General features: G+C 65.0%; 33 protein-coding genes and 1 tRNA gene. 26 read left to right on the top strand and 8 right to left on the bottom strand.

Annotation, left to right across the window (positions count from 1 at the left end):
* Positions 1–516: helix-turn-helix domain-containing protein (locus AP234_RS15915; protein ID WP_152990142.1), on the bottom strand; the 516-nt coding region annotated here is incomplete at its 3' end.
* A 699-nt stretch (positions 517–1215) separates the two neighbouring features.
* Between AP234_RS15915 and AP234_RS35010 the strand changes: the two genes are divergently transcribed.
* The 11 genes from AP234_RS35010 (at position 1216) to AP234_RS15865 (ending at position 11046) form a co-directional block, all read left to right on the top strand.
* Positions 1216–2136 (top strand): hypothetical protein, encoded by a 921-nt coding sequence (locus AP234_RS35010; RefSeq protein ID WP_083502156.1) that lies wholly within the window; start codon positions 1216–1218, stop codon positions 2134–2136.
* Positions 2137–2707: 571 nt separating this feature from the next.
* Positions 2708–3550: a helix-turn-helix domain-containing protein gene (locus tag AP234_RS15905; protein WP_055480411.1), complete on the top strand. Its 843-nt coding sequence runs from the start codon at positions 2708–2710 to the stop codon at positions 3548–3550.
* Positions 3551–3645: 95 nt separating this feature from the next.
* On the top strand, positions 3646–4110 hold the full coding sequence (locus tag AP234_RS15900; RefSeq protein ID WP_055480410.1) for an ATP-binding protein: 465 nt from the start codon (positions 3646–3648) through the stop codon (positions 4108–4110).
* 50 nt (positions 4111–4160) lie between these two features.
* Positions 4161–4382, top strand: coding sequence for a hypothetical protein (locus tag AP234_RS15895; protein WP_235558189.1), 222 nt, complete (start codon positions 4161–4163; stop codon positions 4380–4382).
* 156 nt (positions 4383–4538) lie between these two features.
* Entirely contained in the window at positions 4539–5381 is an 843-nt protein-coding gene (locus tag AP234_RS15890) for a sigma factor-like helix-turn-helix DNA-binding protein (RefSeq protein ID WP_055480408.1), read from the top strand.
* Complete coding sequence (locus AP234_RS15885) at positions 5381–6199, top strand: hypothetical protein (RefSeq protein ID WP_055480407.1); 819 nt, start codon at positions 5381–5383, stop codon at positions 6197–6199. The genes AP234_RS15890 and AP234_RS15885 overlap by 1 nt, the downstream gene beginning before the upstream one ends.
* Before the next feature lie 161 nt (positions 6200–6360).
* On the top strand, positions 6361–6663 hold the full coding sequence (locus tag AP234_RS35005; protein WP_083502142.1) for a DUF4190 domain-containing protein: 303 nt from the start codon (positions 6361–6363) through the stop codon (positions 6661–6663).
* Positions 6664–6846: 183 nt separating this feature from the next.
* Complete coding sequence (locus AP234_RS15880; protein WP_152990431.1) at positions 6847–7128, top strand: hypothetical protein; 282 nt, start codon at positions 6847–6849, stop codon at positions 7126–7128.
* 843 nt (positions 7129–7971) lie between these two features.
* Positions 7972–8583 (top strand): hypothetical protein, encoded by a 612-nt coding sequence (locus AP234_RS15875; RefSeq protein ID WP_152990430.1) that lies wholly within the window; start codon positions 7972–7974, stop codon positions 8581–8583.
* A complete protein-coding gene (locus AP234_RS35000; protein ID WP_083502141.1) occupies positions 8580–9701 on the top strand; it encodes a helix-turn-helix domain-containing protein in 1122 nt (373 codons plus the stop codon). Before AP234_RS15875 ends, AP234_RS35000 begins: the two co-directional genes overlap by 4 nt.
* 1102 nt (positions 9702–10803) lie before the next feature.
* Positions 10804–11046, top strand: coding sequence for a hypothetical protein (locus AP234_RS15865; RefSeq protein ID WP_055480403.1), 243 nt, complete (start codon positions 10804–10806; stop codon positions 11044–11046).
* Positions 11047–11969: 923 nt separating this feature from the next.
* On the opposite strand, the gene AP234_RS15860 is transcribed toward AP234_RS15865, so the two are convergent.
* Positions 11970–12398, bottom strand: coding sequence for an NUDIX domain-containing protein (locus AP234_RS15860; protein ID WP_431998647.1), 429 nt, complete (start codon positions 12396–12398; stop codon positions 11970–11972).
* Positions 12399–12534: 136 nt separating this feature from the next.
* On the opposite strand from AP234_RS15860, the gene AP234_RS15855 reads away from it, so the two are divergent.
* From AP234_RS15855 to AP234_RS15805, 15 genes are all read left to right on the top strand, one after another.
* Positions 12535–13824: an IS256 family transposase gene (locus tag AP234_RS15855; protein WP_055480401.1), complete on the top strand. Its 1290-nt coding sequence runs from the start codon at positions 12535–12537 to the stop codon at positions 13822–13824.
* A gap of 79 nt (positions 13825–13903) precedes the next feature.
* Positions 13904–14695, top strand: a complete 792-nt coding sequence (locus AP234_RS15850) for a GntR family transcriptional regulator (RefSeq protein WP_055480400.1) — start codon at positions 13904–13906, stop codon at positions 14693–14695.
* Positions 14696–14787: 92 nt separating this feature from the next.
* On the top strand, positions 14788–15120 hold the full coding sequence (locus AP234_RS15845) for a hypothetical protein (RefSeq protein ID WP_055480399.1): 333 nt from the start codon (positions 14788–14790) through the stop codon (positions 15118–15120).
* Between the two features lie 101 nt (positions 15121–15221).
* Positions 15222–15449 carry a hypothetical protein gene (locus AP234_RS39530; protein WP_063842938.1) on the top strand — a complete coding sequence of 76 codons (228 nt, stop codon included), beginning with the start codon at positions 15222–15224 and terminating at the stop codon, positions 15447–15449.
* A gap of 3 nt (positions 15450–15452) precedes the next feature.
* Positions 15453–16625: an FtsK/SpoIIIE domain-containing protein gene (locus AP234_RS15840; protein ID WP_063842937.1), complete on the top strand. Its 1173-nt coding sequence runs from the start codon at positions 15453–15455 to the stop codon at positions 16623–16625.
* Positions 16626–16718: 93 nt separating this feature from the next.
* Positions 16719–17456: a DUF2637 domain-containing protein gene (locus AP234_RS15835; protein ID WP_055480398.1), complete on the top strand. Its 738-nt coding sequence runs from the start codon at positions 16719–16721 to the stop codon at positions 17454–17456.
* A gap of 16 nt (positions 17457–17472) precedes the next feature.
* Positions 17473–17790 carry a hypothetical protein gene (locus tag AP234_RS15830; RefSeq protein ID WP_055480397.1) on the top strand — a complete coding sequence of 106 codons (318 nt, stop codon included), beginning with the start codon at positions 17473–17475 and terminating at the stop codon, positions 17788–17790.
* 14 nt (positions 17791–17804) lie between these two features.
* Complete coding sequence (locus tag AP234_RS37250) at positions 17805–17963, top strand: hypothetical protein (protein WP_160330453.1); 159 nt, start codon at positions 17805–17807, stop codon at positions 17961–17963.
* 33 nt (positions 17964–17996) lie between these two features.
* Positions 17997–18791, top strand: coding sequence for an NUDIX domain-containing protein (locus tag AP234_RS15825; RefSeq protein ID WP_063842936.1), 795 nt, complete (start codon positions 17997–17999; stop codon positions 18789–18791).
* On the top strand, positions 18788–18910 hold the full coding sequence (locus AP234_RS39195) for a hypothetical protein (protein ID WP_268778059.1): 123 nt from the start codon (positions 18788–18790) through the stop codon (positions 18908–18910). Before AP234_RS15825 ends, AP234_RS39195 begins: the two co-directional genes overlap by 4 nt.
* A 415-nt stretch (positions 18911–19325) precedes the next feature.
* Entirely contained in the window at positions 19326–19460 is a 135-nt protein-coding gene (locus AP234_RS39190) for a hypothetical protein (RefSeq protein WP_268778058.1), read from the top strand.
* Between the two features lie 3 nt (positions 19461–19463).
* Positions 19464–19700 carry a hypothetical protein gene (locus AP234_RS15820; protein WP_055480396.1) on the top strand — a complete coding sequence of 79 codons (237 nt, stop codon included), beginning with the start codon at positions 19464–19466 and terminating at the stop codon, positions 19698–19700.
* The gene (locus AP234_RS15815; protein ID WP_055480395.1) at positions 19697–21103 is read left to right on the top strand and encodes a replication initiator; all 1407 of its coding nucleotides are present in this window, start codon (positions 19697–19699) and stop codon (positions 21101–21103) included. The genes AP234_RS15820 and AP234_RS15815 overlap by 4 nt, the downstream gene beginning before the upstream one ends.
* Entirely contained in the window at positions 21100–21303 is a 204-nt protein-coding gene (locus AP234_RS15810; RefSeq protein WP_055480394.1) for a helix-turn-helix domain-containing protein, read from the top strand. Before AP234_RS15815 ends, AP234_RS15810 begins: the two co-directional genes overlap by 4 nt.
* On the top strand, positions 21303–22484 hold the full coding sequence (locus AP234_RS15805; RefSeq protein ID WP_055480393.1) for a site-specific integrase: 1182 nt from the start codon (positions 21303–21305) through the stop codon (positions 22482–22484). Before AP234_RS15810 ends, AP234_RS15805 begins: the two co-directional genes overlap by 1 nt.
* A gap of 61 nt (positions 22485–22545) precedes the next feature.
* Here AP234_RS15805 and AP234_RS15800 read toward each other — a convergent pair.
* The 6 genes from AP234_RS15800 to AP234_RS15780 form a co-directional block, all read right to left on the bottom strand.
* Positions 22546–22618, bottom strand: a tRNA-Ala gene (locus AP234_RS15800).
* A gap of 156 nt (positions 22619–22774) precedes the next feature.
* The gene (locus AP234_RS15795) at positions 22775–23479 is read right to left on the bottom strand and encodes an HAD-IA family hydrolase (RefSeq protein WP_055480459.1); all 705 of its coding nucleotides are present in this window, start codon (positions 23477–23479) and stop codon (positions 22775–22777) included.
* Positions 23480–23518: 39 nt separating this feature from the next.
* Positions 23519–23683, bottom strand: coding sequence for a DLW-39 family protein (locus AP234_RS37245; RefSeq protein ID WP_160330452.1), 165 nt, complete (start codon positions 23681–23683; stop codon positions 23519–23521).
* A gap of 251 nt (positions 23684–23934) precedes the next feature.
* Entirely contained in the window at positions 23935–24300 is a 366-nt protein-coding gene (locus AP234_RS15790; RefSeq protein ID WP_200926531.1) for an ATP-binding protein, read from the bottom strand.
* Positions 24301–24553: 253 nt separating this feature from the next.
* Positions 24554–25462, bottom strand: coding sequence for a helix-turn-helix domain-containing protein (locus tag AP234_RS15785; RefSeq protein WP_083502139.1), 909 nt, complete (start codon positions 25460–25462; stop codon positions 24554–24556).
* Between the two features lie 102 nt (positions 25463–25564).
* Positions 25565–25804 (bottom strand): DUF397 domain-containing protein, encoded by a 240-nt coding sequence (locus AP234_RS15780; RefSeq protein WP_200926530.1) that lies wholly within the window; start codon positions 25802–25804, stop codon positions 25565–25567.
* Between the last annotated feature and the right edge of the window lie 115 nt (positions 25805–25919).

The following is a 25919-nucleotide window of genomic DNA, read 5'->3' as shown; positions in this document are numbered from 1 at the left end:
TGTCCACATGCCCGACAAGATGTCCCCGGCCTGCCGGGACGGGATCATGGTGGCGGTCATGAACCGGGAAAACGCCAACGTCATCACCAGCACCGGCAGCATCCGCTGCTGCCCCGGCGCGACCGGGATCCTCGGCGCGGGAAACCACAGGTCGCACTGGGTGAGCTGACCGGGCTGGTAGGTCACCCGGTCCACCGGGTCAATGCCGACGTACTCGGGTCGGATACGCGCCAGCAGTTTCTTCAACGGCCCGTCCGAGTACGGCCAGCCGATCCGCTGTGCGATCACCGGCACCGGCATCCTCGGCCAGTCCCGCAGCAGCGCCCGGATCTGCCCCTCGTAGGCATCTGCGACCGACCCGCGCCGGGCCCGCTCGTACTTCGGCGGCCGGTCAGAGGCCAACGCGGCCCGCACCGTGTTGCGGGCCACCCCCAACCGCCTGGCGATCTCCTTGATGGGCACGCCCTCTGCCCTGTGCAGACGGCGGATCTCCGCCCAGTCCTCCACTTTCAGCACCCTCCACGATCTAGGAGGGGGGTCAATTTTCGGAGTACCCCAGGGGGTCAGTTTTCAGGGTCCGGCGACAGCCCTATTGGAAAGCCTGCTGCGTTACGTCTACGTCGATCAGGCGCGGTATGAGCTGGCTAAGGCGCGGCACGAGCGCCGCAAGGCGCCAGGCGTCGTGATAGCCGTCAGGTTGACTACTTATGCGACGCCAAACGGCAGTGAAGCACCTATTGGACAGTGCTGGGAGGTCGACTTCCTCAAGCCAACGGAGCTGGCGCACGTAACGATGAACTCCTCTCGCCCCTCTCTGCCAGCCAGTTTTAAGATCCATCCGATCCTTAGTACCGTACCGCCCGGCATTGGGACCAACCCGAGGTTGACAGACGCGACAAGGTCATCACCTCGTACATCACCGAGCTGGATCGTCTGCTGGAGCCACACGGTCATAGGGTCAAAAGGCTCAAGGCCCTGCCGCCCCAGCAGGCTCGAGGGGCGTGCCCTTGCACAACTGGCGACTGGGGCGAGGTGCCGCCCTTCTGACATTAGCCGTAGAGCGGCTACACCCTACTGTCAGACGATCCACAGGGGGAGGGATCATCCAGGCATCTGGCATATAATGATGCAAAGCATGACAATCGAATAGATGTACGAATAGCGCGACGCCTCATGTTTCGTGACAGGACTATCCGAACTGTCTACTATGACGACATGACGGTGAAACGCATCAGCCCGGCAGTCCTTCACCCACTCAAGGAAGCTCTCACATTAGCTTTCTGGTACAAACCGGATCTGCGCGCATTCCTTACGTCTTCTTTGCAAACACGGGAATTGGTCTCGCAATTGGATTGGACCGATTATAAACGGTCGATCGTTGCGCAGCTTGTTGACAGCTTATACGCGAGCCAGCATCGTTATTTCGATGAACTTCTCAATCTGATCCTCGCTACAGCTGACATCACAGACCCAAGCCATCTGAAGAAGGTGGAAAATGGTGCAGCTAAATACACGGCCGCAGTAGAGGCCCTGGATAGCCTGCGAGCCGTAGTCGACCCCTACCGCAGAATGCGCAGCGAAGAGGAGGAGGCGGAGCGCAGACGGGCCAGAGACAAGGCCAAGGCGGAGACACAACGCGCAATCAACGAAAAACTAGAAGAGCTAAGGACGCTTTTCTATGAGATCCACCAGCTAGATCCTCAGCCTCGCGGGTATGCTCTAGAAAAATTCCTCAATGGACTCTTTGCGCTCTACGATATCGAAGCAAAGGCCCCCTTTAAAAAAAGGGGCGAGCAAATCGATGGAGCATTCACTTTTGAAGGAGAATATCTTCTTGAGGCGAAATGGAGAAAAAATCTATCTGCTGTTGCAGAGCTCGATTCCTTTGCGAGCAAGGTTGGACGGAAACTCGACAACACTCTGGGGCTGTTCCTGTCTATGAACGGCTTTCAGGAGACCGCGATAGAGGTCCACTCGCAGGGCCGAGCTGTCCTTATATTGATGGACGGTGCAGACCTGAACGCAGTAATAGAGGGTCGCATCTCGCTTCCTGACTTGATCCGCCGTAAGAAGCAACACGCTGCCCGCACAGGCAACGTCTTCATAAGTGCCAGCGCCCTACTGAATGAGCATTAGGGCGTCGGATCTGTCAGTTCGCGGCTCTGTGACCTGCTGCACCCTAGGTCAGGGATGGTTTCGCCTTGCTGGCTTGCCCGGGACGTGGCAGACGGGACGATCAGGCCCCACCTCAGCCACCTACGGTCTACGGCCTTGCAGCCGGGATCACCCCGGGTCGAGGCCCCCGCCGGAGGCGTCAACTCCGAAAGAGTCGAACGAGAGCGACGGCCATCACGGCGGGGATGACGACTGCTCCCACCAGGATGAGGAGAAGGCGGAGAGCGAACGGAGGATGGATCACGGCCTGCTCCTATCGACGGCCTGATCGTATGCGCGGCTCGGAGCCGGAGTAGCGGCGGGCCGGTGGTCGGCGAGGGCATCGGTTACGGCGGGTGCGCGGCGCGGTGGACGGCCCGGGGCGCCCGCCGGCCGGGACCGGCCCCCAGGCCGCACGCCCGGACGGCGGGCGGGCGGAGGGCCGGGGTACGGCGGCGCGGCGCGCCGCCGCTTGATCCTCATGAGCACAATTCGGCAGTGATGCGGGTGAGCAGAGGGCCGCGGTGTCACGGCCAGTGGTAGAACGCTCAGCATGGAGGACCGACGGGATCGGCTGAAGGCGTTGGGTGAGGTGCTGCGGCGGCTGCGCAAGAATGCGGGGCTGACGGGTAAGGAGCTGGCGGAGCGGGCCGGAGTCGTGCAGCCGACGATTTCGCGGATGGAGACCGGCCGGCTGCTGCCGAGTGCGGACGTGGTCGAGCGGGTGTCGTCGGCGTTGGGGCTTGGTGAGGACGCGCGGCGGGAGTTGGACGCGGTGATCTCGCGGGCTCGTGCTGAGGTGTCTGGTCTGTCGGGTGGGCTTGCCGGTCGAGAGGCCGCGAACGCCGCGCGGGTGCGCTCGTCCCGCTGGGTGGCGGTGTTCTCTTCGGCGATGGTTCCGGCGCTGTTGCAGACGGCGGAGTATGCGCGGCTGGCGCTGACGATCGGCCGGGATGTCGATGCGGAGGATGCGGCAAAGGCGGCGGCTGTGCGGGTGGAGGCTCAGGCTGTGCTGTTCGAGGAGGGTCGGCGGTTCGCGTTCGTGCTGACCGAGGGGGCGGTTCGTACTTGGCCGGGGTCGCCGTCGTTGATGGTGGCGCAGCTCGATCGGTTGGTCCAGGTGTCCACGTTGCCGCATGTCCGGCTCGGCGTCGTCCCGTGGAAGGTGGAGGCGCCAGCCTTTCCGCTGCACGGCTTCACGATCTATGACGGGACTGTGAGCGTGGTGGAGAGCCTGACGGGTGATCTCTCGCTGACTGATCCAGACGAGATCGGCGCTCATGAAGAGGTCTTCGAGGCGTTCGCCGGTGCTGCTGTGTATGGGGATGAGTTGCGGGGTCTGCTGGGAGAGATCGGGGCGGACTTCCGGGAGTTGGAACGCCAGGCTGGGGAGTGAGGAATTTTATTCCTCAGATTCCTTGAGCTATCCGTAGGCTGGTCATATGCTGCGGACACACGTTGTATAGACCCCTAGACAACGGAGCGTGTCTCATGTCCTCCTGGCGGATGTCCCGCTACTTCCTCGGCCGACCGGCCTCGGTCACCGAAGCCCGCCGATTCGTCACCGTCTTCCTCGGTGACTGGCCCATCGTGCCGACCGCCGAACTGATCGTGAGTGAGCTTTCCACCAACGCGATACGGCACAGCGCCTCCGGCCACTTCGGGGGCCGCTTCGCCGTCAGCATTCAGGCCGAGCCCGACCGGGTCTGGCTCGGCGTCGTCGACCAAGGCGGCCCTCACGTCCCGGCCGTCGTGCACGACTGCGCGCACCTCGACGAGCATGATGAGGAGAGCGGGCGCGGGTTGCTGCTGGTGTCCTGCCTGGCCGACTCCTGGGGCGTGTCCGGTGACGTGGCGGGCCGTACCGTCTGGGCGCTACTCAAGGTCGCCCCGAAACTGGCCGCCCCGGCGTCTGCCCCGGTCACCGCTATGTTGGGGGTGGCGTCATGCCGCTGAAGCGCTGCCTGAGCCCGCACGTTCCGCTTGCTCAGCTTGGGCATGAGCGTTTGACCTGGTTGGAGCCGCGCACCGGTGAGCGGGTCCGAGTGAAGGCCTGGACCTGCGACTGCCGGGCGACCGTCTACGAGCTGTGCACGGCGGGCGGTCAGGGCTTCATCCGCCGCACCCTCCAGCGGGAGGGCTCCCCCGAGGTACACGAGACCCACCGCTGGACCATCCCGCAGACCTACGAGATGTGGGCGGCGGTACTGTCGGGCATGGCACGGTGACCGGTGAGCCCGCGCGGAGTCCCCAACCGGCGCTCAGCGATCCGGGCCGTGGACTCAAAAACCGGCAAACCCCTCCAATCCGTTCTGTCCAGAGGGATAGACGACATTTCGTCTAGAGCCCTAGACTCAGCGGAGCACCAGCAAGGAGGAACCACCGTGCCACCCAGCGACCTTGAGCGCATCGCCGCGATCGACGATCCCTATCTGCTGCTCAGGGCCGCAACCGAACGCCTCAACGCCGCACAGCAAGAAGTCACCGAACTCGCGCGGCTGCGCCGCCGGGTCATCCAAGAACTCCATGCCCAGGGCATGTCGTATGCGCAGATCGCCGAAAAGGCCGGCCTGTCACGGGGGCGTATCCATCAGATCCGCCACACCGGCCCAGCACCCGAGGGCGCGTTCCTCGGCATCGGTGCGGTCACCGTCATCACCCCGCTACGGCACGACCCTCAAACCGGCCGCTCCGTCGTCGCGCTGGACGACATGCGGGCGGGCAAGCGACTGGAAGACCTCGCCCGGACCTTCGGCCTCACCGTCGGCACCGACAACGTAACCGTTGACGGGCACATCGATCTCAACCGGCCCGGCCTGCTCGTCATCTGCGGCCCCCGCATGTCCGATGCCATGCGCGAAGCGTACGACAGCGACCCCGCGATCCAGTGGGACCTCGACGACAAGGGCTGGACGCTCGTCGACACCCGAACCGGCCAAATGCACCGGTCCGGCACCCAGCTCGACCCGCAGCAGCCGACCGACTCGGCGTTCCTCGGACGCCTGCCCCGTCCGGACGGCAAGGGATCGTTCCTGGCCATCGCCGGCATCCACCCCAACGGCTCCCTCGGCGTCATCCACCTCTTGGCAGAAGAGATCGCCACCCTGTGGGGGCAAGTCGGCGATCAGCGGTTCTCCTGCGTGGTCGGCGTCGAATACGAGCCACAAAGCGGGGAACCTGTGCGGGCGGAACTGGCCAGTCCGCTCTACCGGCACGAGGACACCTGATGCGCGTCACCTTCGCCACCGAACCCGCCCACCACGGCCGCGACAACGAGGACTTCATCGGTGCCACCGCCGATGCGGTCGTCCTCCTCGACGGCGCCACCGCCCCCGCCGAAATCACCTCGTCCTGCTCCCACACCGTGCGGTGGTACTCCCACACCCTCGGCTCAACTCTCCTGGCGGAGCTGGCCCAAACCATCGCTCCCCTGGCCGAGCTCCTGGCCAAAGGCATCAAGCACGTCACCTCGCTGCACGACTTCACCTGCAACCTGTCCCGCGGCGACTCCCCGTCCTCCACAGTCGCCATGCTCCGCCGTATCGGTGACCGCCTGGACTGGCTGGTCCTCAGCGACTCGGTCCTCATCCTCGACACCGGTACGGCAGAGCCGATGGTGATCTGTGATGACCGGTTGGACCACATCGCCGCACCCACCCGCGCGCGGCTGCGAGCCCTTCCCGCTGGCACACCCGAGCACGCCGAAGCTCTGCGCGAGCATGTCAAGGCCATTGGCGAGTACCGCAACCGGGACGGCGGCTTCTGGGTCGCCGCAACCGACCCCCTGGTCGCAGATCGAGCCCTCACCGGCACCGTTCCCACCGATAAGGTCCGCGCCGCGGCACTCCTCAGCGACGGGGCATCCCGCCTGGTCGACTGCTTCCACCTCGCCACCTGGCGCGACGCCCTTGACATCCTCAACCAGGACGGCCCCGCCGAGCTGATCCGCCGCGTCCGTGAGGCCGAGCGCTCCGACCCCCACGGCGAACGCTGGCCACGCGGCAAGGCGTTCGATGACGCAACGGCAGTCCGGGTAACGATGTGAAGCCGGAGAAAGAGGCATGTGGCGGAACGAGGGTCAGGGATCTACGATGACCTATTCAGCGATCCGCGAAAGGTTCGTCCCGATTGACAGAGAATGCCGGGCAGGAAGTTCCCTCTGGGGAGAACGGCGATAACAGTCAACAACCCGATTCGCCTGCACCGATGCCAACGCAGCAACCACAACCCATCTACGTGGTCCTGCCCCCGACCAACAGGTTTGCAGTTGCCTCTCTGATCCTGGGGGTTATGTGGCTCTGCATGATCGGCAGCGTCCTTGCAGTGATCTTCGGACACGTAGCCCGAAACCAAGTCAAGCGGAGTGGCGAAAGGGGCGATGGCATCGCATTCGCAGGGCTTCTGCTCGGCTACATCGGCGGAGGAATCGGCCTCGTCGTATGGTTCAGCCACCCCCTCCGCGACGCCTGGGAACATCTCGCACCGTCATTTTGGCTCGGTAGATGGTGATTAACCGCTTTGAACCAAAGAGGCCCTGCATACACAAGGCCTCTTGTAGCACTCAAGCCCTTCCTGTTCATCCCCTCGACACTTCGAGGTTTGCAGGCCATCGCCCTCCGCATAGCCCCCTAGACAGTTCGTGGAGTGGCTGCCCGGCCGAACTGTCTAGGGGGTGAACAGGAGGTGATGGCGATGGCACTCCAGAGGCCCATTCCGATCAGCTTCGCCCTGCTGTTCCCGCACGGCTGCTACGTCGTGGGCGAGGTGCAGGCCGCGAAGGACTTCGACGCCAAGCGGGACACGCAGGCCAAGGACAAGGTCACCGGGCTGCCGATCTGGCAGGCGCCGGTGATGGACGCCGACCCCTCGCTGAAGGCGGCGCAGAAGACGGTGACCGTGAAGATCCTCGCCGAGGTTCAGCCGATCGTCCCGCCGTTGCTGCCGGGGCTGCCGACCGCCGCCATCCCAAGCTGATCATTCAAGGACCTCCGCGCACACCTGCGACACTTCGCACAGGACGGGGATGACGGCCTGCTCTTCATGGGGCCGGATGACGGGCTTCTATGGAACAGCAACTACAACCGCCGATTCTCAGCAAGGCGCGGGCGGATGCCGACGTTCGAAGATCCACTTTCATGATCTCCGACACACCGAAACACGCTCGCCGCGAGCACCGGGGCATCTCTCCGCGAACTGATGGACCGCATGGGCCACTCCAGCACGCGGGCCGCGATCATCTACCAGCACGCCACCGACGAACGACGGCACCAGGTGGCCAAGCAGCCCGACAGCCTCGCACGCGGACAACTCAAGAACGGATCGGGCACGCAACAGGCACGGACGCGCGAGAAAACTGAATAGTGATCACGGCCCAGGTCGGATAAATGCTTTCTGGCCTGGGCTTTTGAGTGGGTGGAGCCTAGGGGATTCGAACCCCTGACTTCCTGCTTGCAAACGAACTCAACATCGTTTCTGAGGTGCTCCGACATTGGCCTGGCCTGTTGCCTGCGCCCGCTGTTGTTCGCTGGCGTGCGCGGTCGTCCGCTCCGGTTGTCACCCAGTTAGTCACTCGGTACGGCACCGCGACGCGTCCCGTCCTGAGCTTCCCGTCTGTCGTTCGCTCATCTGGAGAGGCAGAAGGCTAGCGCGCATCCCCCGACCTCCTGTGGGCAAACGGGAGCCAGTCACGACGTCGAGGGCTCCTCGTCTTGCGTTGGTTGTGCCCTGTCCACCTTCGTCTTCTCGTGAGGTCGCTGCGAGCACCGATGTCAGCCAGAGGCGACCCCAGAATGTGAACTTCTGTGGCATCTTATGCATATGGGTAGCTACGCGAGGGTGGTTCGGACCCTTCAGCCGATCATCGTTCCGGTGTGCACGGCCCTCCAGAATGGGCTCACTGCGTCGCAGGAGATCCACTCAGACCGCAACCTCCGGAGGCGGGATGATCCATGGTTCTACGCACACGCGGCCAGACGTATCGCGGTTGAGGAGCTCAGGGAGAAGGGTCTCCAAGCGTGGAACGAAGACAACGATCGTCCCGAGCTGGGGCTATCTGGGATTCTGATGTACTTCCAGGGGCTCGCCGTAAGGGTTCTCCGGGCTTCGCTGGACGAAGCCGAGAACGTCATGATCCCAGTACCTGGGCGCTCCAAGCCTCGACAGGCGTTCTGGCGGCAGGGGAAGGGGCTGGACCAACTGCCCGGCATGGAGACGGATAACATCCTTCTCCTGTGGCATGACAAGGAGGGTGTCCTCGTTGATCCCATGCTCCTCGTCCGCCCTCTGGGAGGCGATCACCGGCGGGATAGCCTGAGGCTGGATTGGCAGGGCAAGCTCTCCCGCGGGATGGCAAGCTATCGGGCTACCGACCTCGACGAGTTCCAGCCGGACGTGGAGTACCCAGAAATGGGGGGCAAGGAGTCAGGATGATTCATGGCGAGCGTGTCAGGCAGCTGCGGGGGCTGCATGGCATGACACAAGCCGAACTCGTCAAAGAAATTCCATATCTTACACAATCACAGCTTTCGCGTATTGAGTCGGGTCTAGCGCAACCGGACGAGGAGACGGTTGCGTTACTCGCAGCCATATTCGGCGTGACAACCGAGTTGTTCAAACGTCCTCCAATTGCCGACTTGACCGCCCATTCTCCACAAATGAGGGCGCGCGGCAAATTGACGTCGAGAGATAAAGCTTCAGGACTTGAATGGGCTCGACTAATCGAAGAATTTTACCTGACACTTCAGTCCAGAGCCAAAATCATACCAACAAAGCTCACTCAATTGCATGAAGCGGCGCCACAGGAAGCTGCACAGGAAGTTCGTAGCCTTCTCGGCTTCAATCCAATAGAACCGCTACCCTATCTAATCTTGGCCATTGAGCGTATCGGGGTCACAGTACTCGGCCTTCCCTATAGAAACGATGCACTAGACGCGTTTAGCGCATGGAGAGATGACCGCCCAATAATTGCCATTTTGAGCGGCGTTCCCGGAGACAGGGTTCGGTTTAATGTTGCACACGAGCTAGGGCATCTTGTGCTGCATAGTCGAAGGCCAATCCGCTTGAGTAGCGAGATTGAGGCAGAAGCAGATCAATTTGCGGCCGCGCTCTTGACTCCCTTGCACGCTATACGGCATGAGATGCCAAAGAATCCTACGCTCAGTAGCTTGGCGATGCTGAAAACTCAATGGGGCGTATCCATAAAGAGCTTGGTGAGACGCGCCCGAGAACTAGGGGTAATTGACCAGGAGCGCGCTATTAGCCTCTACAAGCAAATCAGTGCACGAGGATGGAATCGGGCAGAGCCTGGCTATGTTGCCCAGGAGAAGCCACGCGCATTTCGCAAACTAGCCGAAATCAGCTACGGACCGGGACCAAACACAGAAAAGATGGCCACCGAAGCCTGTTGGTCCGAAGAACTAACCCTTGCAGTGCTTGAGCAGCATGCAACAGTGGAAGAACTTCCATTCCAAAGTCCTCCACGGCTCGTGCCTGTAATCAACACAAGCAAGGTGGTTGCGCTGAAACCGCAAGAGCGAAAGCGAGCATAAGCAACAGTGCCGGCCCGCGTGCTCCTCCTCGGCTGCAGATTTTTCCACGTCAGAGGCAGATACAGCGCCCTCCGTATCCGGGGTTTCCGTATGTATTACGATCTGACCGATCCCCAACGCGAGGGGTATCGACCTGCATCGAAAGTGGGGGCCAGGCGGTCAGCCTGTAGGCCGGATTCTAATTCTGTATGCTCGCTACCTGCGCGGATTCGCTCTAAACCACGAGCGACCTGCAAAAACGCTTACGTTCGTTGTCATCGCTTGCCAGCGTTTTCCGAGCGCGTGTGCCCCCGATGTGCCCCGGCCGCCGGCAGTGTCAATACCCGGCTCAATGCTTGATAACCGCTGACAGGGTGTGCCTCGGGGCCGCCCTGTCAGCGGTTATCAACTTCAGATCCGCGCCGACGAGCGCCTGCGCGCGCGGGGACGTCTCCAGGCCGTTAGGCCCAGTATCCCGATCTGAAGGGTTGCGATGACGGTCGCCTGCTCAGGACTCGCCCCACCCATATAGTGAAAGGTGATTGCAGGGCTGATCCCGATCAGAGCGCCAGTAACAAGGTGGGCGGCGAGCCTTAACAAGGACTCGGCGCTGACTGCCGGGACCTTCGTATCCGCCGTGACTTCCAACGGATCCAGCGTAATCCTCACGTTGGCAGCCGCAGCGGGTTCACTCCGGTTAGTTCTATCCAGCAGCTCGTTACTGGTCGACATCATGTGTCGCCCCTCTCCTTAAAGGGTATGGCTTCTCTCTTTCGAGAAGCGACATCACACCCATCGGAGGGACCTACTTAGTCGCGCTAGCTCGGGGCTAGCAGTTTCACGGTAGGTCTTCCGATTTGTAGGTCCTCCATCGCCTTCCTCTCTCCCTTTTTGCCTCAGGTGCTCCCTCGCTCCGCTTCGCTGCGAGCGGCCCTGAAGGAGCACCTCTTGTCGGGCATACTAGCCCATCTCCTGACTCTTGTGCGGCATATTGCCGCACATCTGCCGCACTTCGTTTGGCCTAGATGCATGACATGTGCGATGATGTGCTCTGGTGGATTACGCCCAGACGATAACCGGGGACAGTCGCGTCCGATCAATCTGACTGGTAGTTAGGGAAGCAATGAGCAACGAGACAGCAAACACGCCCCGGCAGGTGGTAGCGGAACGTATTACGGTGGGCCTTGTCGCACGGGCTGCGGAGCAGCTGCAGAGATTGCAGGATCGAACGGGCTACTCCAAGACTGACCTAGTGAACCGGGCGATTACGTTGTTGGAGTTCGTAGATGGAGAACTCGCCGAGGGGAACGAATTGCTTCTGCGGCGTAAGGAGTCTGGAGAGACCTTTGTGGTCAAGATGCTGTGATGCAGGGGCTTCACACCACCACGCCGCACCCTGTCCTGATGTCCCGTCTGCCATCGACCCGCCCCGGAGGGGCAGCGGGCCAGCGACGGAGGATCAAGCTCGGCTTTGCGTGTACATGCTCCCGGTGGCCTTCCTCGCGCGCTGGTTGTCCTGCCAGCACAGCCGGGCTTGAGCCGTAGGAGCTGGTTTGCTGGGCTTGCCCCGGGTCGTTGGCGGGCGGGACGATCAGGGCTCCCTACCTCAGCCCCTTACGGTCCTACTACCCGCGAAGTTGGCCACCCGGAGCCGGAGATCCCGGGGTTTGGGGCAGCGCCCCAAGGTCTTCTCTCGTCTCCTCTCCCGTTCCTTCTTTCGTCTTCCCCCTGTTGTCGCCAGCGTCGTCTGTGGTCTCCGTGCCTGTCTCGGCTTCTTGGGCTGCCTACGCGTGGTCTTCGTGCGTTCCCCGGTTCTCACCGGTCAGGGCGGGATTTGTTCATCGGCACTAGCGTTGTGCCGCTGTCACACCCTCGCGCCGCTTGCCGGCGCGGTGCGCGCCTGCCTCGACGGCGGGACCGGCCCGAAGAGGCCGCACGCCCGCCGGAGGGGGCGAGGCGCGCGGCCCAGTGGATCGCTTGAGGTTCGCGTGCAGTTCTGGAAGTGCGGGCCGTGACTGCTTCTTGAGGCTGCGTTGTGCCTCCCTCCCCCTCCTCGCTCCCTTCATGAGGTGCTGTCAGGGGTCAGTCAGCGTATCCACCCTTCCGCGGCTTCCCCGTACATGGCCGATCTCTGCTCGGCGGTGTCTCCCCTCTTGGGACACCGCCTCTCTTCTGGATCGTCCATCGCGTACCCCTCTTGAGACTCCCTCTTCCCTTCCCGCTCTCCTCCGGTCGGCGCGGGCTGTCCCGCCGAAGGCGGCTTGACGACGTAGGGAAACCTGTAACAGGTCAGACGAGGCGAACGCCGTCGTGCTGCCGGATCGCTGGCGCACCCTCGTGCAAAGCGTCGAGCACGCGGACAGCAAAGGCTTCCGTAACCATCTGCCGTACTTCTTCGGGCGTTGCCCAGTGGAACCGCTTGACCTCGTCATTGATCGTGAGCTGACCGCCTGTGGGTCTGCACCGGAAGACGAGGGCGACGATGCCTCGCGTCATGTTTTTGTACACCCCGGTAAGCGCCACGGGCTCCACGGTAAGGCCGGTCTCCTCTGAGACTTCGCGGCGTAGGCCCTCGGCGATTCCCTCGTTCAGTTCGAGTACGCCCCCAGGTGCCTGCCATTGGTCGTTGTCCGCTCGCTGCGTGAGCAGGACCCGGCCGCGGTCGTCAACGATGACGCCGGCGACGCTCACTGAGTGGCGTCCATCTGCAGTCATCATCTGTCACCTCCAAGGGATAGCCTGGAGCAATGATCGAAACCTGTGGATCTGACGGGAAGGGTGTACCTTCCCGAATCATCTGATCATGGTTTCGAGATAAGGCCGACGCGCCAACGTCGGTCGGGAAGGCACACCCGTGCTCACCGTAGTGCCCGAGCTGCCCGCTGACGACCACCCCCAGGCGTCCTCCTCGTTGATCGACCAGATTGTCCGCGAGGGTGCCCGTAAGATGCTCGCGGCCGCGTTGCAGGCGGAGGTCGACGCCTACATCGCCGCCTTCGCCGACCAGCGCGATGAGGCCGGCCGCCGTCTGGTCGTGCGCAACGGCTACCACGCCGAACGGGAGGTACTCACTGCGGCCGGCGCGATCTCGGTCAAGGCCCCGCGAATCAACGACAAGCGCATCGACGAGGTCACGGGCGAGCGTAAGCGTTTCTCCTCGGCGATCCTGCCCGCCTGGTGCCGTAAGAGTCCGCAGGTCACCGAGGTGCTGCCGCTGCTCTACCTGCACGGGCTGTCGTCGGGGGACTTCACCGCCGCGCTGGGACGGTTCCTCGGCACCTCGGCGGGTCTGTCGGCGTCGGTCATCACCAAGCTCACCGAGACCTGGAAGGCCGAACAGCGCACCTTCGCCGAACGTGACCTGTCCGGTGTGGACTACGTCTACCTGTGGGCCGACGGCATCCACGTCAACATCCGCCTCGAAGAACACAAGCTGTGTCTGCTGGTGATGATCGGCGTACGCGCCGACGGGCGCAAGGAGCTCGTCGCGTTGACCGATGGGTATCGGGAGTCATCCGAGTCGTGGGCCGACCTGCTACGCGATGCCAAGCGGCGCGGCATGCGGGCACCGGTGCTCGCGGTCGGGGACGGCGCTTTGGGCTTCTGGTCGGCGCTGGGCGAGGTATTTCCGCAGACCAGAGCCCAGAGGTGCTGGTTCCACAAGATCGCGAACGTGCTCGGGGCCATGCCGAAGACCGCCCACCCTGCCGCTAAGAAGCACCTGGCGGAGATCTGGAACGCCGAAGACAAAGAGCACGCTGAACGCGCGATCAAGAACTTCCAGGCTGCCTACGCCGCCAAGTACCCCAAGGCCGTCGCGAAGGTCGTCGACGACCTCGGCGAACTGCTCGCCTTCTACGACTATCCCGCGGAGCACTGGGTGCACCTGCGCACGACCAACCCCATCGAGTCCACCTTCGCCACCGTCCGGCACCGGACCAAGGTGACCAAGGGACCGGGCTCCCGCGCGGCCGGGCTGGCGATGGCCTTCAAGCTCATCGAGTCGGCGCAGAAGCGCTGGCGTGCGGTCAACGGGCCCCACCTCGTCGCCTTGGTCCGTGCAGGAGCGACGTTCGTCAACGGCAAGCTCGTCGAGCGGCCCGAGGACTCACCGGCCATCGAGGACCAGTCGATAGCCGCCTAAAAATCTTGATCCACAGGTATTGACGATTGCTCGATAGCCTGAACAGTAGTAGACGTGCGGACGAGTTGAGGAGCTGGGCATGGCCGATCATCAGATCCTTGTCCGACAGGTTGACCCGACTAGTGATCGTGCTGTGTTCCGGCAGATCGCAGACCATCTGCGTGAAGCTATCCAGAACGGCCGCTTGCATACGGGTGAGAAGCTGCCGTCTGAGGCGCAGCTGATGGAGCACTACAGCGTGGCTCGCATGACCGTCCGCCAGGCGATCCAGGAACTCAAAGCGGAGGGCCTTGCCGTCTCTGAGCACGGCCGCGGCGTGTTCGTTCGGGCTCGTCGTCCAGTGAAGCGGTTGGCGTTCGACCGTTTCGCCCGCCGCCATCGCAAGGAGGGTAAGGCCGCCTTCATCGCCGAGTCTGAGACGGTCGGGGCCAAGGCCCACGTCGACATGATCGAGGTGAAGGAGGCACCTGCTCCGGAAGACATCGCGGAACGCCTCAAAGTCCGTGCTGACGAGGCGGTAGTGGTACGGAGTCGGCGCTACTCCTTGGATGGGTCTCCCGTCGAAATGGCGACCTCCTACATCCCGGCAGAGCTGGCTCGCGGAACCCGCATCATGGACGACAATCCCGGACCGGGCGGCATCTACGCACGGATTGAGGAACAGGGCCGTCAGCTTGAGCGGTTCATTGAGGATGTCTCGACGCGCATGCCCACCCGCGAGGAGGCCCGCCTCCTGCTTCTTGAGCCGGGCGTTCCCGTCTTCCGGCTCGTCCGTACGGCTTACGACCTGGAAGGCCGCCCTGTAGAGGTCTGCGACACGATCATGTCGGGTGACGTCTACCAGCTCACTTACGAGTTGCCTGCCCATTAATGCTTGACACCTCCCTCCTGCTCCTCTATACAAGTAATAGTGCTCCTCTAGAGGAGTAGGCAACTAGAGTCCCTTCGCAGGAGGTAAAGATCATGCGCAACATCCCGGTAGACACCTCGGCCCTGTCGTTCATGGTCGCGGGCGAGGCTGAGCCGAAGATCCTCGACCGGGCTACGGGCGAGGTCAAGAAGGACCGGGAGGGCAGGGACCTGTACACGATCCCGCTGCTGCCCAAGCCGAACGACGACCGGCGTAACCCGGTGATCGTGGTCACGTTCCCCTCGCTCGACTTCCCGCAGATCCCGCAGGGCGTGCAGGTCCGTCCGGTGGGCCTGTCGGTCTTCTACTGGCAGATGAACGGCCGGTCGGGGATGGGCTTTCGCTGCGAGGCGATCCGCCCGGCCAACGAGACGCCGGCCGCCTGAGCAGACACGAGGTAGGTCCCGGGACGGCCGTTCGCCTGGCAGCTTGCGCCGCCCCGGGGTCTCCCACCAACTCACCTAAGAGAGGAAAGGAGGACTCCAGTATGACGGACTTCCTGATCCCGGCAACGCTGCTCGTCGGCGCTGGGGTGGCCGGTGTGCTGGTGTGGCGCAAGGTGCATCGGGTGTCGTTCTGGCTGGTGCTGGGCTTCCCAGTCAAGGCGCTGATGGTTTACGGCACGTGGCGGGCGGTCGCGTCGGGGTGCGGGCTGGCTCGGCGTCGCCGGCGCTTCCGCTGGACCTTCCCGGGCTTTCCCGGAATGGAGGGCTGAGCCGTGCTACAGCCCTTCACGCTGCAGCAGCGTCGGAAGATCCGGCGGGTGGATGTCGAGCGCGCCCCGCGGTTGGGGGTGATCCGCCCGACCGCTCTGGGGTTCCGTATCACGGTTCGGCTGCACGACGGCCAGACTCCGGAGGATTACGGGCGGGTGCTGGACAAGCTCGCGCACGCCTGGAAGGTCCACAGTGTGCGCCTGGCCTCCTGGAAGCCCGGCAAGGTCACCCTCGTCGCGACGCTGTCCGATCCCCTGGAGCGGGTCACGATTCCGGTCCTGTCCGAGGACCTGCTGCGGGTCCGGGTCGGCATGCTCGACACCGGTTCGCCGTTCGTCATCGACTTCCGCGCGGTGCCGCACTGGCTGAACGTCGGCGCGACGCAGTCCGGCAAGTCGAATCTCGCCAACGCGCTGATCGTCGGGCTGGCGCCGCAGCCGGTCGCTTTGGTCGGGTTCGACCTCAAGGGCGGGGTGGAGTTCACCCCGTATGAGGCGCGGATGTCGGCGCTTGCTACCGAGCGGGCCGAGTGCGCCGCGCTGCTGGCCGACTTGATCGGCGTCATCAAAGACCGCATGGCGCTGTGCCGGTCGCACCGGGTCAAGAACATCTGGCATCCGCGCCTACCCGAGAGCAAGCGGCCGATGCCGATCGTGGTGCTGGTGGACGAGGTCGCCGAACTGTTCCTGATGGCCGACCCGAAGTCGGAAAAGGAAGAGGTCGCCGCCGTGGCGACCCGGCTGCTGCGGCTGGCCCAGCTCGGCCGCGCCTTCGGGATCTATCTGGTGGTGTGCGGGCAAAGGGTCGGCTCCGACCTCGGCCCCGGCGTGACCGCGCTGCGCGCCCAGCTGACCGGGCGGGTCTGCCACATGGTCAACGACGAGGAAACCGCCAAGATGGCGCTCGGTGACATGGACCCCGGCGCGTTGAACGCCGCTCGGCAGATCTCCCCGAACCGTCCCGGTACCGCCGTCGTCGTCGGCGCTGAGGGCCGGTGGCGTCGGATGCGGTCGGTGCACGTCAGCGAGGAACAGGCCGAAGCCGCCGCCGCGACCTTCGCCGATCTCGCCCCCTCCTGGGCCGACCTCACCCGCGGCACGGCGGCGATCGGTGACCTGGACGTGGTGGAGCTGGAGGAGTTCACCGCCCCGGATCTCGACGACATCCCCGCCTGATCTTTCACCCCTTCGGGCCGTGGTGTGAGCCCCGGTTCACGCCAGGTCCCTACCCGACCCATGTCAAAACCCTTGCCTGAAAGGACCCTTGTCATGCGTCGCCTGCGCTCGATGCTGGCCGATTCCGGCCCGGTGATGGTGCTCGCGGTGATCGCCGCCGTGGGGTCCTTCGACCACATCAGCACCCTTGCCGCCAAGTACGGTCAGCGGGATTGGCGCTCATGGGCGGTCGCGGTCTGCATCGACCTGATGTGCGTGATGGCCGCCCGCGAGATCCAACGCGACAAGCGCACCGGCCGCCGTCGCCGTGGGCTGATCTCCTGGCCGTCGCTGGTCCTGGCCGGCGGCATCGTGCTCACACTCGCGGCCAACCTCGCAGAGGCCGACCCGTCGCCGTGGGGCTGGATCGTCGCCGCAACGCCTGCGGGTGCGTTCCTAATCGCCATGTCGATGCTCGAACGCCGCGCCGGCCACACCGAACCGATTCCGTCCGCCTGCCCGTCCTCGTCGCCGGTCGTTGACGCCGAACTGGTCACCGACCCGCCCCGGCACCACGCAGCGGCCTCGACCGGCGTCCCGGTTGAGCGTCCCGGACTGGTCACCCCTGATGAGGCACCTGCCGAACTGGCCGCGCCTCCGGCACCGCCACGCCCCGAGGTGAGTCCGGCCGTGCTCGATGACGCCCGCTACTTCGCCGACGAGTACGCCCGCCTGCACGGCGCCCCGATCACGGCTGAGGAACTGCGCCGCCGCATGCGGATCACGCCTGAGCTGGCGGCCGACCTGCTGCACCACATCACCACCCCCACCCCCATGCCTGAGACCGTCTGAAAGGACACCGATCACGATGACCACCGACCCGAGCACCCGCGCCGAGTTCATCGCCGGTCTGCGCCGCCTGGCCGCGTTCCTGGCCGACAACCCCAAAGTCCCCGTCCCGACCTACGGCGCGGAGATCTCCGTTCACGCCCAGGGCAGCGACGACGACCAGCGGGCCGCCGTGGACCGCGTCGCCGACCTGATCGGCTCCCCGGCCTCCGACGGCATCGACTACATCACCGCACGGGACTTCGGACCGATCACCTACCAGGCCGTGGCCGACTCCCGCGAGCGCATGCGCGACCTCGACGCCTGGTTCGGCTACCGCAACACCGCCGCCGCGTAGATCCGGGGCCGGCGATGTTCCTCCGCAAGCTGATCACCCGCTCCCTGCTGCTGTTCGCGCTGTTCTACCTGTTCACCCGCCCGGCCTCGGCCGCCGAGATCGTCAACCACACCATGCACGCCCTGCACGGCGCCGCTGACGGTCTCGCCGGATTCCTCACCCGCCTGAACTGATCACCCCCACTCGAAAAGGAAGGACTGAGCACCGTGACGGATTACACCCACCCCGACGTACTGACCCTCGGCGTACGCGCCGGATGGGCCGACCCCGAAACCGACCCCACCCGAATCGACTGGCCCGCCAGGCAAGCCACCGCGGCGATCCCGTTCCGCGTGATCGACGGACGCCCGGTCAACCCGTGCGAGACCACCGGCATCCGCTACGGCCGAAACCAGCTCGGGCACTGGGGCGAAGCCCTGTGCGCCGACGCGATCGTGACCGCCACCATTGCGGGCCGTCGCCGGCTGGTGATGGTCGAACGCCGCGACGGACACGGCTGGGCACTCCCCGGCGGCCACGTCGACCCCGGAGAAGACCCCGGCGCCGCCGCAATCCGCGAGCTGGAAGAAGAAACCGGCCTGATCATCCCCGGCGCGACCTGGCGGACGCTGCCCGCGCGGTACGTGCCCGACCCCCGCGCCAGCGACGAGGCATGGATGGTGACCGTCCCCGCCATCACCCACCTGGGCACCCTCCCCAACTTGCCCTCGGTGGCCGGTGCCGACGACGCCAAACGCGCCGCCTGGATCACAGCGGACACCTACCCGGCGTTGCTCGCCGACCTCGCAACCAGCTTCGGCGGTGAGGTGTTCGCCGCCCACCGGGCCATGCTGGCCGACCTGCTCACGCCCACCCCCTGCCCAGACTGCGAAGGCGAGGGCCAAGCCCTGATCGCCCAGGTGATCGGCCGTGGCCTGCGCCGCCGCACCGTCGAGCAGCACGCCGTGTGTCTGACCTGCTCGGGCGCTGGCCACACCCCGAACGGGGGCGAGGTCGCGTGACTCTCGTCGGTGCGTTCCGCTGCTGCACCTGCGGCGGTACCGGCCTGGTCAACGACGACCACGGCCAGGCCGCCACCTGCCGCGACTGCGACGGCACCGGCATCGACAACCACGACTAACCCACTGCCCAAGGGCTGATCTACACCCCGGAAGGAAGGTTATGGAGTCCGACGATTACAGCCCCGTCTCCTGGTGCGTGCTGTGCGGGTGGTTCACCGACGACCCCCGTGACACCGCCTGCGACTGCGACGACGGTATTCCCCGCTGCTAGAGACCCGGACAGTCCCAACCCCTCACCCATACGACGCCTCCACGAGAGCGGACAACGCTTGCCGGCAACCGCCGCTCTCGCGGGGCGTCCCCTTCGCCCACAAGCAAAGGAGACACCAGTATGCGCCACCTCCACCGTCTCCCGCTCCTGCCCCTGCTCGTCTCGGGCTCGCCCTGGCTCCCGCCCGGTACCGCCTCCATCTGGGTGTGCCGCTGCGGTGGCGTCAACCCCCGCACCTCGACCACGTGCGGGCGGTGCGGCCGATGACCGCCCTGTACCGCGAATGCCCGGCCTGTGACGGCTTCTGTTTCGTCGGCCGCGACGTGAACAACCGGCCCATGCCCTGCACCAAGTGCCACGCCACCGGCCGCATCTACGTCAGCGGCAAGAAGGGCTGAGCCATGAGCGTCTACCAGGTGCGCGTCACTGAGACCTACGCCCCCGGCACAGATCACCCCTGGTCGATCACCCGATCGGTCGTCTCGGCCGAGTTGTCCCCGTGCCTGGCCCCGATAACCGTCCGGCTCGGCCGCCACCGCCGCCGCGTCCGCTGCGGTGACCGCGTCCCCCACGCCAAGCAGTGCCGCAACTGCGCCCCTCGCATCGTCGTCACCGAGGTAAGGAGGATCACCGCGTGAGCGCTCCCGCTCCGCTCGCCGAGCTGGTCGGGCCGGTCATCTCCGACCTGGCCCGCCGCTCCGGCACAGACCTCACCCGCTGGTTCGCCCAAGTCGCCCGACTTGGCGGCTGCGCCGAACCTATCCGCCTCGCTGGCGAAAGTCTCACCGTCGATGCCGCCTCCGGGGAAGTCCTCGCCTCCTACTCCACAGCAGCCGAACCCCACGGCCAACTGATGGTGCGCTGCGGCAACCGGCGCGCCTCCCGCTGCCCCTCCTGCGCCGAGCTGTACCGGCGCGACACCTTCCACCTGATCCGCGCCGGTCTCCTCGGCGGGAGTAAAGGCGTTCCCGAGACCGTCCGCGCTCATCCGCGTGTGTTCGCCACCCTAACCGCACCGAGCTTCGGCCCGGTCCATCGCGGGCCGAACAAGAATGGCAACCCTCAGGTGTGCCACCCGCGCCGAAGTGGTCCGGCCTGCTTTGAGCGGCACACCGCCGACGACCCGCGCGTCGGCCAACCGCTCGACCCCGCAACCTATGACTACGTCGGGCACGTGCTGTGGAACGCCCACGCCGGGGACCTGTGGCGCCGCTTCACCATCTACCTACGTCGCCACCTCGCCGGAGCTGTCGGGCTCAGCCAGGCCGCGTTCAACCGGCAGGTCAAAGTGTCGTTTGCCAAGGTCGCCGAATACCAAGCCCGTGGCGTCGTCCACTTCCACGCCGTGATCCGCCTCGACGGCCGAACCGACAACCCTGACGACCCGCCGATCCCGCCCCCGGACTGGGCAAACGTGCAGCTCCTCGACGGAGCGATACGTTCCGCCGTTGCCGCCGTCCGGGTCAAGGGACCCGATCTCGGCCAACCCACCCGCCACCTGGGGTGGGGCGAACAGGTGGACGTACGGCTGATCGAACCGGGTGACCTCGACCAGGGCGACGGCGACGGCGGCCAGTTGACCGAACAGAAGGTCGCCGGCTACGTCGCCAAGTACGCCACCAAAGCCGCCGAAACCGCGGGCACCCTGGACCGGCGCGTCCGCTCCTATGACCTTGTCCGGCTCGCTGAGCAGGGCGTCACCGAGCATGCCGCCCGACTGATCCGTACCTGCTGGGACCTCGGCGACCCCGTCAAACATCCCGAACTGCTCGGCCTACGGCTGCGCAAGTGGGCGCACATGCTCGGCTTCCGCGGCCACTTCTCCACCCGATCCCGCGCCTACTCGACCACCATGACCGCGCTCCGGCAGGCACGGGCCGATTACCGCCAGGCCCAACTCCGCGAAACCGGCTGGGCCTTCGACCCCGACACCACGCTCGTCGTCGCACATTGGCGCTTCGCCGGCCAGGGCTACACCCCCGGCGAATCGCTACTGGCAGAACACCTGACCGACCAACCACCGAAGGAGGAACCGCTGTGACACCGCCCGTCAGCCGCCCCGTGCTCTACCGCGTTCCCGATGCCGCTCGTGTGCTTGGCCTCGGCAAGACCAAGGTCTACGAACTGATCCGCGGTAAGCGTCTGCGGTCGGTCACCGAGGGACGTACGCGGCTCATCCCGGCCGCTGCGATCGCTGAGTACCTCGTCCTGCTGGAGAAGGAAGCCGAGGAGGCCGCCTGATGACCAAGCGCCGTAGCCGTGGGGATGGCGGCCTTCACTGGGACGAAGCTCGTCAACGCTGGATCGCCTCGGTGACCGTGGGCTACACCCCGCAGGGCAAGAGGATTGTGAAGAAGGCCAGTGGCAAGACCAAGACCGAGGCCAAAACGAAGCTCAAGGAGATCATCCGCGACTATGAGGACGGTCTCGCGATCACGTCTAGTGGCTACACCGTCGCCGATGCGATCAATTATTGGTTGGAGCACGGGTTGAAGGGGCGCGACGCCGGAACGGTCACCCTCTACAAGGAGTTCGCGGAGAATCACATCATCCCGGCCCTGGGTGCCCGGAAGCTCCGGGATCTCTCAGTCGAAGATGTCGATAGGTGGCTGGCCGACAAGGCGAACGCGCTCAGCACGCGCACGCTCAAGATGCTCCACTCGATCCTGAACCGCGCGGTGAAGAACGCGATGCGCCGTGACAAGGTCAAGCGGAACGTCGTAGACCTCTGCGAGGTGCCCGAGGGTCGAGAAGGCCGGCCATCGAAGGCATTCACGCTCGACCAGGCGAACGCCGTACTGACCGCCGCGGAGCAGGCCGACGTGAGAATGTGCGCGTACATCGTTCTGTCGCTGCTCACCGGCGCCCGGACCGAAGAGCTTCGGGCGCTCATCTGGCCCCATGTCGTCACCTTCGACAAGGAACGCAAAGCGTGGCGACCAGTCGGTGACACGGGATGGGATCACGAAGAGTTCGCCGTCTACGTATGGCGTTCTGTCCGTCGCAAGGGCGACACCAAAACGGCGAAGTCTCGGCGCACTCTCAAGTTGCCCCAGAGGTGCGTAAGAGCACTGCGCGCGCTCTGGGAAGTCCAGACAAAAGAGGAGGGGGAGGCAGGCACGGAGCTTGTCTTTCGCACCAAGAACGGTACGGCGCTGAGCGCGACGAACGTCCGGCGCGACTTTCGGAAGGTTCTGCACGCGGCGGGGCTCGACAGCGAGAGGTGGACCCCGAAGGAGATGCGACACAGCTTCGTCTCGCTGCTCTCGGACTCCGGCGTGCCTATCGAAGACATCTCGCGCCTGGTGGGCCACGCCAACACGGTGGTCACAGAGACGGTCTACCGGAAGCAGCTGCGGCCCGTCCTGCTGGAGGGTGCCGAAGCCATGGACGAGATCTTCCCAGGCGAGATCAGAGCGTAGTCACTCAGTTAGTCACTCACCCCCGTCGAACGATCATCGGCGGGGGTATCTTTTTTCGAGGTGGAGCCTAGGGGATTCGAACCCCTGACTTCCTGCTTGCAAAGCAGGCGCTCTGCCAGCTGAGCTAAGGCCCCTCCGGGAACGATCCCGCGACCTGGGGAAATCGATAGATCGCAAAGCCGTCCGGCCTGTACACCGTAGCAACAGCGTACGGCCTCGCGCCACTCGACTTACCGCGACGCCGCTCGATGTCCACCATCTGGGCGATGACGGACACACGCGACGCGTCGTCAGCGGGTGGTGGGGGCGACGGCCTCGGTGCCCAGGGCCAGGGCGGGGAAGTCGGCGATGGAGTCGAGGATGTGGGTGGCGCCGCCGCTCAGCAGGCGCTCCCGACTGTGCACGCCGGTGAGCACTCCCGCGATGATCGACGCGCCCGCGCGGCTGCCGCAGAGCATGTCGCTCTCCGAGTCGCCGGCCACGGCCACCTGCCGTACGTCGTCGATCCCGCAGCGCAGCAGAGCCGTGAGGACCATGTCGGGGTACGGCCGGCCCCGCCCGGCGTCCTCCGGGCACAGGGCGAGATCCAGCCTGTCGGACCAGCCGAGGGCGCTCAGCACCCGGCCGAGGGTGGACCGGCTGAATCCGGTGATCAGCGCGATCTTAACTCCGGCGTCGCGCAGCTTTTCGAGGGCCTCGATTGTGCCGGCCAGGGGAGTGAGCCCCGCCCGTTCGATGGCGCCCTCGTAGGATCGCTCGAACGCCAGGTTCGCCGCCTGCGCCTGCACCTCGTTGTCGGGGAAAAGCCCGCGGAAAACTTCGATTTTGGGGCATCCCCGGGACCTGTGCACATGCACCATCGCCCGCGCATACGCACTGGTCCCAGGAACGATGCCCTGCGTGGCGATCGCCTCGGCGAACGCCCTTTCCACCATGCTGATGTCACCGATCGTGGTTCCCGCCAGGTCGAGGCAGGCCAGCTTCACGGGTGGCATTCCCGCGCCTTCCGCCACGATCACGCCCCATCCAGATGGTCAGTTCTCGCTACCGGTGGCCTCAGTCCACAGGTCGAGCTCGGCGCGGTCGGCCTGCACCTTACGCCAGACCAGCAACCCCCCGAGAGCGACAAGTGCGAGAACGAGCAGCTTCTTCACGGTGTGACCCCACTTCTCAACGGTCTCACCTGCCGGGTGAGACAACGCCCGGTTCTTCGGCTCCCTGCAGCCTAGCAAGTGATCGGCTGCTGACCCGGATCGCGCGGTAATCGGGTGAACCGAATGTGCCGGTCACGGATAGGCCGCCCGGCATGCCGTACGGCTTGCACTTCGGGTCGATGAGATCAGAAATGCCCAGGTCGTGTCGGTGCTAACCATCACGCCAGAGCAGGACAAATGCGATTGCAGCCCAGCTTCGGGACATTCAATCCGATCTCCGCTCTCAGCGGAAAGGATCACTGAACGGGCGCGGACAGCCGGATCGTCGTGCCGTCGGCCCCGGCGCTGACGTCGAGGTCAGCCAGGAGGTCCATCAGCCACAGCCCGCGTCCCCCGTAGTCGAACCGCGCCACGGGCTCGGGCCGCTGGAAGACCTCCGGCGGGATGCCCGGGCCGCTGTCGGTGATCTCACAGATGAGCGCGTCCGGCTCCCGCCATAATGCGATGCCGCAGGGTGGGAAGCCGTGCCTGACGGCGTTGGTGACCGCTTCATGCACCGCGAGGACGAAGTCCTCGAGCGTGATGCCGGCGAGGCCGGCCTCCCTCGCCGACCTCGTGACGAGATGCCGCACCTCGGTGACCGTGTCCCGGTCGAACTCCAAACTGAGTAGGCTGCCCGGCAAGGCCCTCACCGCCCCTCGGTTCCCCCCGGTGCGCCTTTCTGTTCAGTAAGTCCACTTACCGCCGGGCCGTGCCTGACACGCGTTTTGTGGTACCGCTTACGTCACATTCCGGTACGGCTTACGCCACATCCCCAGGCATGCCACATCCCCGGGGACGCAAACGGTCCCCGGGCACGCGCACGCTCCCCCGGACGCGTACGCGAGATCCGTGACGGGCACACGCCCACCCGTGTCACAGCTCGGCGATGAGCCGGTGCAGCATGTCCTTGGTCTCGGGAACGGACTTGGCGGCGACGCACAACCGGTCCATGACCACCAGGTAGCGGTCGACGTCCTCCCGCTTGTCCAGGTAAACGGCACTGGTGAGCTGCTCCAGGTAGACGACGTCGGGCAGGTACGCCTCCGAGAAACGCAGGATGCTGAACGGGCCGCCCGCCGCCGCGAGTCCGCCCGCGAGGAACGGCACGATCTGGAGCGTTACATTGGGCAGCGCGACCAGCTCCAGCAGACGCTCCAGCTGGGCGCGCATCACGGCCCGGCCGCCGAGCGGGCGGCGCACCACCGCCTCGTCGACGACCGCCCACAGATGCGGGGGCTCCGGCCGTGTCAGCACCGCCTGCCGCAGCATGCGCAGCCGCACCCGCCGTTCGACCTCCTCGGCCGCCGCGTCGGCGTGCCCGAGCCGTACCACGGCCCGGGCGTATTCCTCGGTCTGCAGCAGCCCGGGAACGAACTGGACCTCGTAGTTCCGGATGCCGCCGGCGGCTTCCTCCAGGCCGACGTACGTCTCGAACCAGGACGGCAGCACGTCGTCGTAGTTGTGCCACCAACCGGGGGCCTTCGCACGGGGGACGAGCGAGAGCAGGGCGTCCCGCTCGCCCTCGTCGTGCACGCCGTACATCGTGAGGAGATCGGCGACGTCACGGGTACGGAAACCGACGCGGCCGAGCTCCATCCTGCTGATCTTGGAGTGGGACGCGCGGATCTCCCGTCCCGCCTCCTCGAGCGTGATGTGGTTGCGCTCCCGCAGACGTCGAAGCTGCGCCCCCAGCATGATCCGCAGGACGGTGGGGCTCTGGCTTTGCTGTGTCGGCAGGGGATCTGGGAGGAGAGGTGTGCTTTCCGGCGAGGCGGCGATCATGTGCAGGTCCTTACGGGCACGCCGGTTACTGATGCGCGGTTCACGATACTCCGAACCCCTCGTCACGCAAGCGGTCAATCATTTTCCCTGGTAGGGACCTAATCAACGCAGGAAGTCATCGAACTCCCCCTCTTTGACCGATGTGATGAAGCCCGCAATGTCTGATATGCCGTAAATGAGGACCGGTCCGACCGGATGGCGGGAGTTCCGCATCGCCACCCGGCCGTTGGGCAGCGCGGCGAGCTCCACACAGTTGCCGTTGGGGTTGCTGTGGCGGCTCTTCCGCCACGCGGCACCCACGAGGCGGGTGGAGGGCACTCCGTTTTCGATCTTGGTCATCATGTCTCGCTTTGCCGTTAGACAGGTTCAGTAAAAAAGTTTGTGCGTCTGCACGTGCATCTGTACTTGCACAGACGCATCAATGGGAGCAGTATGACTAACTGAGTCATCCAGCCAC

The sequence above is a fragment of the Sphaerimonospora mesophila genome (assembly GCF_001417795.1).
Taxonomy (GTDB): domain Bacteria; phylum Actinomycetota; class Actinomycetes; order Streptosporangiales; family Streptosporangiaceae; genus Sphaerimonospora; species Sphaerimonospora mesophila.
This window is presented reverse-complemented; position numbering and strand designations above follow the sequence as displayed.